Source organism: Shinella sp. OV683 (assembly GCF_057787725.1).
The window spans coordinates 2,501-14,808 of sequence record NZ_CM173543.1; the positions used below are offsets into that span (position 1 = coordinate 2,501).

At 54.3% G+C, this 12,308-nt stretch carries 8 protein-coding genes, 1 tRNA gene, 2 rRNA genes and 1 pseudogene; 7 read left to right on the top strand and 5 right to left on the bottom strand.

The window, feature by feature from the left end; genetic code table 11:
* Positions 1-326: 326 nt before the first annotated feature.
* The 3 genes from ACXHRN_RS00020 (at position 327) to ACXHRN_RS00030 (ending at position 3,789) form a co-directional block, all read left to right on the top strand.
* Positions 327-3,121, top strand: a 23S ribosomal RNA gene (locus ACXHRN_RS00020).
* Between the two features lie 243 nt (positions 3,122-3,364).
* Positions 3,365-3,479: ribosomal RNA gene (rrf, locus tag ACXHRN_RS00025) — 5S ribosomal RNA — on the top strand.
* Between the two features lie 233 nt (positions 3,480-3,712).
* Positions 3,713-3,789: transfer RNA gene (locus ACXHRN_RS00030), tRNA-Met, on the top strand.
* A gap of 689 nt (positions 3,790-4,478) precedes the next feature.
* Here the strand turns inward: ACXHRN_RS00030 and ACXHRN_RS00035 are convergent.
* From ACXHRN_RS00035 to ACXHRN_RS00055, 5 genes and pseudogenes are all read right to left on the bottom strand, one after another.
* Positions 4,479-4,910: pseudogene (locus tag ACXHRN_RS00035) on the bottom strand (NADH-quinone oxidoreductase subunit B family protein); the annotation flags it as partial.
* Positions 4,867-5,037: a hypothetical protein gene (locus ACXHRN_RS00040; RefSeq protein WP_488641770.1), complete on the bottom strand. Its 171-nt coding sequence runs from the start codon at positions 5,035-5,037 to the stop codon at positions 4,867-4,869. The pseudogene ACXHRN_RS00035 and the gene ACXHRN_RS00040, both read right to left, overlap by 44 nt.
* 62 nt (positions 5,038-5,099) lie before the next feature.
* On the bottom strand, positions 5,100-5,357 hold the full coding sequence (locus tag ACXHRN_RS00045; RefSeq protein ID WP_488639326.1) for a hypothetical protein: 258 nt from the start codon (positions 5,355-5,357) through the stop codon (positions 5,100-5,102).
* Between the two features lie 101 nt (positions 5,358-5,458).
* Positions 5,459-6,163 (bottom strand): IS6 family transposase, encoded by a 705-nt coding sequence (locus ACXHRN_RS00050; RefSeq protein WP_488639327.1) that lies wholly within the window; start codon positions 6,161-6,163, stop codon positions 5,459-5,461.
* Between the two features lie 219 nt (positions 6,164-6,382).
* Entirely contained in the window at positions 6,383-7,519 is a 1,137-nt protein-coding gene (locus ACXHRN_RS00055) for a helix-turn-helix transcriptional regulator (protein WP_488639328.1), read from the bottom strand.
* 434 nt (positions 7,520-7,953) lie between these two features.
* Between ACXHRN_RS00055 and ACXHRN_RS00060 the strand changes: the two genes are divergently transcribed.
* The 4 genes from ACXHRN_RS00060 (at position 7,954) to ACXHRN_RS00075 (ending at position 12,221) form a co-directional block, all read left to right on the top strand.
* Positions 7,954-9,132 (top strand): calcium-binding protein, encoded by a 1,179-nt coding sequence (locus tag ACXHRN_RS00060; RefSeq protein WP_488639329.1) that lies wholly within the window; start codon positions 7,954-7,956, stop codon positions 9,130-9,132.
* Between the two features lie 93 nt (positions 9,133-9,225).
* Positions 9,226-10,659, top strand: a complete 1,434-nt coding sequence (locus tag ACXHRN_RS00065; RefSeq protein ID WP_488639330.1) for an autotransporter outer membrane beta-barrel domain-containing protein — start codon at positions 9,226-9,228, stop codon at positions 10,657-10,659.
* Positions 10,586-11,962 carry a calcium-binding protein gene (locus tag ACXHRN_RS00070; protein ID WP_488639331.1) on the top strand — a complete coding sequence of 459 codons (1,377 nt, stop codon included), beginning with the start codon at positions 10,586-10,588 and terminating at the stop codon, positions 11,960-11,962. Before ACXHRN_RS00065 ends, ACXHRN_RS00070 begins: the two co-directional genes overlap by 74 nt.
* A 73-nt stretch (positions 11,963-12,035) precedes the next feature.
* Positions 12,036-12,221, top strand: a complete 186-nt coding sequence (locus ACXHRN_RS00075; RefSeq protein ID WP_488639332.1) for a hypothetical protein — start codon at positions 12,036-12,038, stop codon at positions 12,219-12,221.
* Positions 12,222-12,308 lie beyond the last annotated feature (87 nt).

The window sequence follows — 12,308 nt, forward strand, 5'->3', positions numbered from 1 at the left end:
TTTTGCTGTTTAGCCGATGGAGATCTTGATCTTCGGATGCTTTCTGGCGGATGGCATGGTTGATGTTGCCTGACCGCGCATCATTCCGCATGTCTCGAGAAGCTGGTCTTACATGGATCCTTTGATCCATGTTAAATTAGAATGTGCCAGTGACTCTTTGTCCTTCCAATTCCGTTGTCGTTGATGGGATTGGACGGAACCGAAAGGTTCCGCAAGACCAGAGGTCGTCACCAATCGTTTGGTGGCCCGTCTGGAGCGCGACCAGCGCGTCAAGACAAAGAGTGTTCCAAATGCTTCGCATTTGGATGAGCATTGGCAATGAGAACGATCAAGTGAAATAAGGGCAATTGGTGGATGCCTTGGCATGCACAGGCGATGAAGGACGTGATACGCTGCGATAAGCCGTGGGGAGCTGCGAATAAGCTTTGATCCATGGATCTCCGAATGGGGGAACCCACCTCAGATACTTGGAAAATCCAGTCTGTCCTCGGACGGTCTGGGTTTCCAAGTATTGATACGAGGTATCTACACCTGAATATATAGGGTGTAAGAAGCGAACGCAGGGAACTGAAACATCTAAGTACCTGCAGGAAAGGACATCAACCGAGACTCCGTTAGTAGTGGCGAGCGAACGCGGACCAGGCCAGTGGCAATGCGTCATAAAGTGGAACGGAATGGAAAGTCCGGCCTTAGCGGGTGATAGCCCCGTACATGTAGAAAGCGTATTGTCCTTGAGTAGGGCGGGACACGTGAAATCCTGTCTGAACATGGGGAGACCACTCTCCAAGCCTAAGTACTCGTGCATGACCGATAGCGAACAAGTACCGTGAGGGAAAGGTGAAAAGCACCCCGACGAGGGGAGTGAAATAGAACCTGAAACCGGTTGCCTACAAACAGTGGAAGCCCGCAAGGGTGACTGCGTACCTTTTGTATAATGGGTCAACGACTTAGTGTAACAAGCAAGCTTAAGCCGGTAGGTGTAGGCGAAGCGAAAGCGAGTCTTAATAGGGCGTTTAGTTTGTTGCATTAGACCCGAAACCAGGTGATCTAGCCATGAGCAGGTTGAAGGTTGGGTAACACCAACTGGAGGACCGAACCCGCATCTGTTGCAATAGATTGGGATGACTTGTGGTTAGGGGTGAAAGGCCAATCAAACCTGGAGATAGCTGGTTCTCCGCGAAATCTATTTAGGTAGAGCGTCGATCGAATACCCCCGGGGGTAGAGCACTGGATGGGCTATGGGGACTCACCGTCTTACTGATCCTAACCAAACTCCGAATACCGGGGAGTACTAATCGGCAGACACACGGCGGGTGCTAACGTCCGTCGTGAAAAGGGCAACAACCCTGACCTCCAGCTAAGGTCCCCAAGTCATGGCTAAGTGGGAAAGGATGTGAGGATCCCAAAACAACCAGGATGTTGGCTTAGAAGCAGCCATCATTTAAAGAAAGCGTAACAGCTCACTGGTCTAGTCAAGGGTCTTTGCGCCGAAAATGTAACGGGGCTAAAGCCATGCACCGAAGCTGAGGATGTGCACTTGTGCACGTGGTAGCGGAGCGTTCCGTAAGCCTGTGAAGGAGGACCCGTGAGGGCCTCTGGAGGTATCGGAAGTGCGAATGTTGACATGAGTAACGATAAAGGGAGTGAGAGACTCCCTCGCCGAAAGACCAAGGGTTCCTGCTTAAAGTTAATCTGAGCAGGGTTAGCCGGCCCCTAAGGTGAGGCAGAAATGCGTAGCCGATGGGAACCACGTTAATATTCGTGGGCCTGGTGGTAGTGACGGATTGCGTAACTCGTTCTTTCTTATTGGATTGAAAGGGCGGGGAAGCGGTTCCAGGAAATAGCTCCACCATTATAGACCGTACCCGAAACCGACACAGGTGGTCAGGTAGAGTATACCAAGGCGCTTGAGAGAACTATGTTGAAGGAACTCGGCAAATTGCACGCGTAACTTCGGAAGAAGCGTGACCCTATTGCACGCAAGTGTAGTAGGGTGGCACAGACCAGGGGGTAGCGACTGTTTATCAAAAACACAGGGCTCTGCGAAGCCGCAAGGCGACGTATAGGGTCTGACGCCTGCCCGGTGCTGGAAGGTTAAGAGGAGAGGTGCAAGCTTTGAATCGAAGCCCCAGTAAACGGCGGCCGTAACTATAACGGTCCTAAGGTAGCGAAATTCCTTGTCGGGTAAGTTCCGACCTGCACGAATGGCGTAACGACTTCCCCGCTGTCTCCAACATAGACTCAGTGAAATTGAATTCCCCGTGAAGATGCGGGGTTCCTGCGGTCAGACGGAAAGACCCCGTGCACCTTTACTATAGCTTTACACTGGCATTCGCCAAGGCATGTGTAGGATAGGTGGTAGGCTTTGAAGCTTGGACGCCAGTTTGAGTGGAGCCATCCTTGAAATACCACCCTTATCTTCGTGGATGTCTAACCGCGGTCCGTCATCCGGGTCCGGGACAGTGTATGGTGGGTAGTTTGACTGGGGCGGTCGCCTCCGAAAGAGTAACGGAGGCGCGCGATGGTGGGCTCAGAACGGTCGGAAATCGTTCGTCGAGTGCAATGGCATAAGCCCGCCTGACTGCGAGACTGACAAGTCGAGCAGAGACGAAAGTCGGTCATAGTGATCCGGTGGTCCCGCGTGGAAGGGCCATCGCTCAACGGATAAAAGGTACGCCGGGGATAACAGGCTGATGACCCCCAAGAGTCCATATCGACGGGGTTGTTTGGCACCTCGATGTCGACTCATCGCATCCTGGGGCTGGAGCAGGTCCCAAGGGTATGGCTGTTCGCCATTTAAAGCGGTACGTGAGTTGGGTTCAGAACGTCGTGAGACAGTTCGGTCCCTATCTGCCGTGGGTGTAGGAATATTGACAGGATCTGTCCCTAGTACGAGAGGACCGGGATGGACGTATCTCTGGTGGATCTGTTGTCCTGCCAAGGGCATAGCAGAGTAGCTACATACGGAATGGATAACCGCTGAAGGCATCTAAGCGGGAAACCAACCTGAAAACGAGTGTTCCCTGAGAGCCGTGGAAGACGACCACGTTGATAGGACGGGTGTGGAAGCGCAGCAATGTGTGAAGCTTACCGTTACTAATAGCTCGATAGGCTTTATCGTTCTCATTGTTCATGCTCATCAAAGCGCGATAGCGCTTTGATCAATCTTTGTCCTGACGCGCTGAAAGCGCTCCGGACGGGCCGCCAAACTGTTGGCGACGGCCTCTGGCCTTGCGAAGCTTCGCTTCGGAAGACGGTGGTGAGATGATCAAAAACAAAACACTGCACATTCTAATAAAACCAAAATCCAGCTTCTCGACAGACGATTAAATCCGTCTGCATAAAATGATTTGCGCTTTGCCGACCTGGTGGTTCTGGCGGGGTGGCTGCACCCGTTCCCATTCCGAACACGGCCGTGAAACGCCCCAGCGCCGATGGTACTTTGTCTTAAGGCACGGGAGAGTAGGTCGCTGCCAGGTCTGCAAAACGCAAATCATTCTTCTCAAAACACGATCAACAATACCGCATAATATCGCGGTGACAGACGGGCCGCCCTCAAAGCGGCCTATTCCTGTTGTAGACAAATCAAACGGGCCGAGCAGCCCAACGAGCCCTAAAGCCAAAACAAGGCAACAAGGATCAGAAAAGACCGGGGAAAACACCCCGTCAGCTCAAAGTTCCGACATTCTGCGGCGCAGAATGCGGAGATTGGCGCGGGGTGGAGCAGCCCGGTAGCTCGTCAGGCTCATAACCTGAAGGCCGCAGGTTCAAATCCTGCCCCCGCAACCAAACAAACAAATACAATCAAAAAGCCCTCGCAAATATGCCGAGGGCTTTTTGGTGTGCCGCCACGCGGGTAGGCTGGCCGAAACTGTAATTTCCCACGACGCAGTACTGCGATGAAAGCAGACAGCTCTCTTTGAGAGACGTAAAAGTGTCGGCAATCTGCCCTTCCTGAATCTCCAACTCTTGATTCGTCCGTCCATGATCGGACTGACTCTGCTCCAGTCTCGAGGAAATTACGCGTGGCGGGTCACTGAAATTCGCAGGTAGACCCAAGCAGGCAATTTATTGCGTGTCCACGGCCCATAGCCTCCTAAAATGACAGCGAACGAGCAACATCCTCCCGATCGGCGAAGGGCCAAATAGCTTGGCCCTCTCACCGCCTTAAAATTAAAATAGTCTTTCCATTCTGAGAGGCCGTAATACCAGCCTGCGTGCGCGACAACTCAAGGCATCGCTCAGCCAGCACGTCTGGCTTTATGCATATCCCATTCGGAACTGCCTTCCATGTCGGGTACATGTTCACGCCAACCGTCGAGCCGGGGTGATAGCGCGGAAGTCCCTTCGGAGGTCGAGCCACACGCGGAGTGCGGTACTCGCCGAACTGCCCGTCACGGGGACGAAATCGCCTGTGATGCGGCTGTCCGGACACGCATCGCTCAAAGTCAGACCTCAAGCCGTTGCCTGATCGAACCTTACGGCTGCGATGTGCGGTCTCCCGCATGTACATACTCAAGCAGTGCCAGCAACCCCTTCAGTATATCTGTCGGTGATGGCGGACAGCCTGGGATATGAAGATCGACCGGAATGGCCGCCGAAACACCCCCCAAAACGGCGTAGCTGCTAGCAAAACAGCCGCCATCGCGCGCGCAGCCGCCCAGGGCGACGACCCATTTTGGGTTGGGCGTGGCGTTATATGCCCGCTCCAAAGCCTCTCGCATATTCCTGGTTACCGGCCCTGTGACCAGCAGGATATCGGCGTGCCGTGGCGATGCGACGAAGCGGATGCCGAAACGTTCGATATCGTAAAACGCGTTGTTCAGGGCGTGGATTTCCAGCTCACAGCCATTGCAGGAGCCGGCATCAACAGCGCGGATCGACAGGCTGCGGCCGAGACGCCGGCGGGCAGGTCAGAACTCGATCCTCAAGGTCAGACCTCAGAATCGTTTTTTGATTTGAGCAGCATTCCACGTTCAACTGATCGAGCGGCAAATGCTTTTTATGGTTCGTGCAGCCGTAACGGCCCTTTGCCATGATGGCATATGGACCACCGCACTCTGCGCATTCCAGGATGCCGCTCAAAAGGTATGGGTCTTTTAAATTCCTGAGAACAGCCACGCGGCGCCGACGACAATCGCGATAACCGAGAGCGAAGCCATAAGCACTTTTTGACCTTTCACACTTCTGGCTGCCGGGTGTCCTCCGACCCAGCCAATGATCGATGAAAACGTTCCCATGGCAGCAATACTGCCGAGACTGAAGAGCAGAAGATAAGCGGCCGCAGCAGAATCCGAGGGCAGAGCAAGTGCCGGTACGATACCGAGCAAGTGCGAACTGCCGGCGAGCCCATGCATTGTGCCCACCGCAAAAGCCGGGTGCTTATTCACATGGACATGTGATTGCCCGGTGATGTCAGGTTAACTCGATCAAGTACGCTTTCGAAATGCTGGTTGCATCAGGCGGCGGTGCCGGTGACCGTCTTCCAATGTGCCATCGCTGCGAGGCGATGCAGATGAACAGCGATGGCTGAGTGTTGTGAGCGTGCTGGGACGAAAAGATTTCGGACCGCTGAGAAGACGCTTACGAAGCGTTGTAGCGCGCCTGGCGAGCGGAACCGCTGCATGATCCGCTCCCGTTTTCGCAGCGGAAGATGCGAGTTTTCGGCGCGGTTGTTCAATCCCTTGTGCGATCGATGCTCGATCGTGGGCATCAACTGCCGTCGTGCTGCGCCATAAGAGCGAAGCTTGTCGGTGACGATGCGCTTGGGGAGGCATCCCTGCTTCTTCATCAGCCGGATCAGCAGGCGTCTGGCAGCCTTGGTGTTGCGACGGGTTTGGACGATCTCGTCCAGAACATGGCCGTCCTGATCGACGGCGCGCCAGAGCCAGTGTTTCCGCCCGCCGATCGTCACGACGACTTCGTCCAGATGCCACACGTCATTGGGGCTCGGCACTTTCCGCCGCAAGCGGCCGGCATAGGCCGGGCCGAACTTCTTCGCCCAACACCGGATCGTCTCATAGGAAACAACGATGCCGCGCTCCAGCAGTATTTCTTCGACCAGGCGCAGGCTCAGCGGAAATCGGAAGTAGAGCCAGACCGCGTGGGCGATCACAGAAGGCGGATAACGATGACGTTTATAGCTAACGGTGGTCTGGATCATGGCCGCCGACTAGCAATCAAAAACTTCGGACGAGTTAACCTGACATCGCCGTCGGCTGTCACAAACAGTCCTTCTCGATCTTTCAATTGGTACAGACACTTAGGCGACCTAGGGAAGGGGTTGATGGTTCGATACCCATTATCCCTTGAGATAGTCTGAGGTGAGCAGGGACGGCAGACGACTGGGAATAGTCGGGACGCAACGCCGTTAGCCAGCAATTCAAAACGTTAATCGGCCTAGAAATGCGACCAGCTGGTTTTGTCGCGAAATATCCAGCTTTCGAAAAATACGCTTCATGTGATTTCGGACCGTACCGACGGATAGGCTGAAGACATCGGCTATGCTTTCTGGGCTGTCGCCCATTCCAAGCTGGATTGCGATCCGGGCCTCTGCCTCGGTCAATCCGAGCAGCTTCAAGGCTTCCGAGCCTACAAGCCTTCTGGTCCGGTTCGGATCGGCGATCAGAATGATCGCGCCGGAATCATAGCGAAACAACGCTGACAACGGCATTGAATCATGCCGGCGAAAAGGCATGGCCTGCACCAGCAGCGGATGTTTCCCCGAGGGCCGGGAAAGGGCGATAGGTGCGATATCGGCCAAATCGAGGCCGGGTTTCAGCGCGCCGGCGACCAGCCTGTCGAAGGCTTTCTGGTCGGCACGCGATGCGGTGACGAAACGTTTGCCGCTGACGCGAATGCCGTCGCCCGCCAGCGACCGCAGGGCATCGTTGGCAAATATCACGTTACCCGATGTATCGACGATGGAAACGCCACAATCCTGTTGGTTCAGAAGCGCGGCGACACCGTCGCCGACCGGATTTCCCTGGTTCGATTTCTGATAAATCTGCAGAGCGCGAACAAGGTGTCCGGTCAGCATTTCAAAGATACGCATCTCATCCTGCACCGGAGCGCCGGCGGTCATCGACCGCGGAGTCGCTAGGACATAAGGCACGATGGGATCGAACTCGGTGGTCAGCCGCGTCGCCGCGTAGAGCAAATCCGTGGATCGGGCATATTCATGGAAAATCGCATCATTGTTCAGTGTTGCCTGGTCGAGAAAATCGCCATCCCACCAGACGCCGTTCCTAAGGCCCTTTTGCTGGGCGGCCAGCGTCCTGGGACAGCGGCCAGCCGTCAACCAATGGTCGATATATATCGAAATGGGTTCTGCGATATCGCGGCTGGCATAGGTGAAAGCATTGGTCTGCTGGCCGAGTGAGAACATCATCAGTCCACGGCCGCCGCTGAGCGCAGCTATTCCATCAAGCGCAACAGACCAAGACGCGGGATTCAGCACCGCATCATAGATATGATCGACCTGTTTCGATAACGCGTCGAAATCAACCAAACCGTTCAATTTGCCCAACTGTCCAAAAGAGAAAGGATCTGTTCTACTGACGCCTCAGCAGCTGATATATTCGAAAAGCAGCCTGAGATATTTTCCAGACATATCCTGTTTTGCGACCGGCGCCTCTCTTTTTCACTTTATAGGGTCTGATGAAACGGGCCGCGCGCGGTCCAAGGCATCCAGATCGGGCAGCAATTCACCGCGCATATGTCACCCCGCCATTTGTCATATTCACGTCAGAGTGATTGACGTTTCACCACTCAAATTTGTTCGGCCTCCGAAATAAATCCGGCCTGTCCCAAATGGGACACTCGCTGATCGACCGAAACCTGTAGGCCATTCCAACGGGCCGGCTTGCCGGCCGTTTATGGTCCAACGGACTGAATTTGGTGAGCATCGGCGCCCGAGACGCGTGGCCGCTCATATCCAAAAGCGAGGCTTCCATGAAATATACAGCCGCAATCACGTCACAATCTTCGACCTTCTCCATCGACAATTCCCATGAAACATGGACGTTGGCGGCAGGGCAGACCATTACCAGCTCCAGTATCGGGATCTTCGAGTGGTCGGACTATCATGAAAATACAATTGTCGTGAATGGCAGCATTTCGGCCGGAATGGGAAGTAGCGCCGGCATCGATACGTTCGGCGACAAGACGACGATCACCGTCGGCGGCACGGGAACGATCAGCGGACTTCATGGCATCCGTGCCTTCGGCGATGAGTTCAGCCTGATCAATCACGGTTCGATCACGGCTGCCAATACCGCTGTTCATATCGAAGGCGATCACAGCCAATTCGTCAATCATGGCGCGATCACCGGCAATATATTCGCGGATTCAGCCGACAGGCTTGATATCGTGATTGGCAAGGACGGCACGGTCAACGAAGATACTGGCTACGCCATAACAATCGACAGTGGCACCGGCCAGACCGCCCATATCGTCAACCACGGTTCCGTCACAGGCGCGCCCACCTTTAGCTATGCCTTTAATAGTACGGACGGCGATGAGACATTGATCAACGATGGCACGCTCGTCGGCCACGTGGACCTAGGGGATGGCAACGATGTCTTTGACAATCGCGGCGGCACCGTTACAGCGGGCTATCACATAAGTGGCGACGACGGCGACGATCTCTTTATTCTCGACAGCAAGATCCAGATCGGCGAGGGTTTCAACAGCGGCACAGATACGATCAAATCCACCATCTCCATGAACATTTCGTCCGGTGTTATGGCCGGTTCGTACCTAGAAAACCTCACCCTTCTCGGCGCCAATAATCACAACGCCACCGGCAACGAACTGGGCAACGTGATCAAAGGCAACAGCGGCGATAATCACCTGTCCGGCCTCGCCGGCGACGATATCCTGGCCGGCGGCAAGGGTGCCGATATCTTCATTTTCAAGACTGGTTTCGATCATGACGCGGTGACAGATTTCGGGCTTGGTGCCGACCGGATCGACCTTTCGGATTTCTCGGCGGTGACGGGTTTTGCCGACCTGATGGCCCATCACGTCACCAAATCCGGCCTTGACCTGATCATTCATGCGGGAACCGACCATCTGACCCTTGAGCATGTCTCCAAGGCGGATTTGCAGGCATCCGATTTCATTTTCTGATCAGGGCTTTGCCAGATCGAAACTTATAGCGCGTTCCCGGAACAGTTCCGGGACGAGCTTTGCGACCCAGCGACAAAACATTTCGAGGTTTCCATGACCACAACAATTTCAATCAGTGCTGATCAAACAACCACGGTCGTCGCCACCCAGGTGGATACGACCTGGACTGTTGAGGAGGGCGTGACGGTTCATGTCGTTTCAGGCGTAGCGATCGACGGAAGTTCGCTCTATGCCGGCCGCGCGTTTGTCATCGATGGAAGCCTCATCTCCGATGATAATTACGGTCTCTATCTAGGAGGAACAGGCGAATACAACGGAGATGCAAATTCGATCCTAATCGGTGAAACTGGATCAGTTTCAGGTTTTTATACTGCGATTACCACATCGGGATATGGCACTTACGTTGAAAACAATGGCCAGATTTCTGGAACCAACGGAATTATGCTGGGCAGCGAAAATGGTACCTTTTTCAACAAAGGCACAACCTCTGGAGACTACTCTGCAGTTTACGTGAATTTCGAGGATATTAAAATCGAGAATTCCGGGATTGTATCTGGAAATGTATATGGCGTCATCTCGTTTGTGTCAGGCACATCAATTGAAAATTCTGGCGAGATTTCAAGTTCGAACTCAAGTGGCGCATCAGTCTATTTATCAGGATCACATTCAGACTTAACCAACTCCGGTTCCATTTCCGGACCATCCGCTATCGTTGTCAAGGATTCTGCTTGCACTATTGAGAATACCGGCACTGTATCCGCGACCATAGTTGGAATCACTCTGGGTGATCACGCCGATACAATACTGATCACCAATGCCGGCACGATTGCAGGCGATACCAGCGCGATCGTCTCCACCGGCGGGACGTTGAAACTGGTGAGTTCCGGCACGATCACGGGTGCCACCATACTTGGCTATGCCAACGACACCGTGCGAAATTCCGGCTCGATGACGGACCTCGATCTCGGCGGCGGCAATGACCGGTTTGACGGGCGCGGCGGTGCGGTCAGCGGCGTGGTTGCCGGTGGGCTTGGTGACGATATTTTCATTCTCGATAGCAAGACTGATGTCGTTGAAAAGACCGCCGGCGGCACAGATACGATCAAATCCACCACCTCCGTGACCTTCTCGGCCGGTGTTCTGGCTGGCCAGGAACTGGAAAACCTCACCCTTCTCGGCACCAAGAATTTCAACGGCACCGGCAATGATCTGGACAACACGATCAAGGGGAACAGCGGCAACAACCATCTTTCCGGCGTTGCCGGCGCCGATATCCTGACCGGTGGCAAGGGCGTCGATATCTTCATCTTCAAGACTGGTTTCGGCCATGACACGGTAACGGATTTCGGGCTCGGTGCCGACCGGATCGATCTCTCGGATTTTACAGCGGTGACGAGCTTTGCCGATCTGATGGCGCACCACGTCAGCAAATCCGGCGCCGATCTGATCATCCATGCCGGCACCGACCTTCTCACCTTTGAGGATACGTCCAAGACGGATTTGCAGGCTTCCGATTTCATTTTTTGATCCGGACCGTCTGTCAGATCAGCTCGTTCACACTGGCGAAATCCGACCGTCGAAATCCAAAAACTGCGAGGCTCCTATGAAATATACCAATGCAATCACCACTCAATCTTCGACCTTCACGATCGACAATTCCCATGAAACATGGACGCTGGCGGCAGGGCAGACGATTACCAGTTCCAGTATCGGAATCTTCGAGTGGTCGGACTATCATGAAAATACAATTGTCGTGAATGGCGGCATTTTGGCAGATTTGGCAAGCAGTGCCGGGATCGACACGTTTGGTGACAAGACAACAGCAAATGTCGGCAGTTCGGGAACGATCAGTGGACTTTTTGGCATCCGCGCCTTTGGCGATCAGTTCACACTGGTCAACAATGGCATGATCAGCGCCAGCGAAGACAGTGTTGTCATCTCCGGGGAGGCAGGCAAGCTGGTCAACAATGGTACGATCAGCGGCAACGATGACGGTGTTGTTCTCTCCGGGGACGCAGGCAAGCTCGTCAACAATGGCACGATCAGCAGCAGCGATGACGGTGTTGTTCTCTCCGGGGGTAGCAAACTGATCAACAACAGCTCGATCTCCGGCCTCGTAGGCCTCTACGTGGGGAGCGACGCCGGTCAGGCCACGCACATCGTCAACAATGATATCATTGCCGCGGCAGGAAACTGGGCTGTCGTCTGCAGTGTCGGTGAAGAGACACTCATCAATCACGGCACGCTCAATGGCAACGTCTCCCTGTGGGGCGGTAACGACGTGTTCGACAATCGCGGCGGCTCCATCGGTAACCATTACGTACGAGGCGATGAAGGCAACGATACGTTCATCATCGCCAGCAAGATCGTAATCGTTGAAGACGTCGGCGAAGGTACGGACACAGTCAAATCCACCATCGCCATGAATCTCTCGACTGGCGTGCTGGCAGGCCAGGAGATTGAAAATCTCACCCTTCTCGGCACCAAGAACCTCAACGCCACCGGCAACGAGCTGGACAACGTGATTAAAGGCAACAGTGGCGATAACCGTCTATCCGGCGCCGCTGGCGCGGATATCCTGACCGGCGGCAAGGGCGATGACATCTTCATTTTCAAGACCGGTTTTGACCACGATACGGTTCATGATTTCGGCCTCGGTGCCGACCGCATCGATCTCTCGGATTTTACAGCCGTGACCAGCTTTGCCGATCTGATGGCGCACCACGTCAGCAAATCCGGCGCAGATCTAATCATTCATTCGGGCGCCGATCATCTCATCCTTGATCATGTCTCCAAGGCGGATTTGCACGCCTCCGATTTCATTTTCTGATCTGAGACTGGGCGGACCAGCCTTTTCATTCCGGCGACATTGGCCATTGAAATGCGAAAACTGAGAGGCGTTCGTGAAATGCACCGCCGCAATCACGGCATCATCTTCAACCTTCACCATCGACAATTCCGATGAAACATGGACGCTGGCAGCGGGGCAAACGATCACCAGCATTGCAAACAGGGTCGCAACGGTCGCTGTAGGTGGTGGTGTGAACAACTGGAAGAATTTCCGCCCTATGCCATACGTAAAGCTTTGAGAAGGGTTTTGCGCGGTGAGGACAAGCTCCCATCTTGCCGGCTTTCATCGGTGATGTGAGGCTGGCAACCGAAACTGGCGTGTTGAA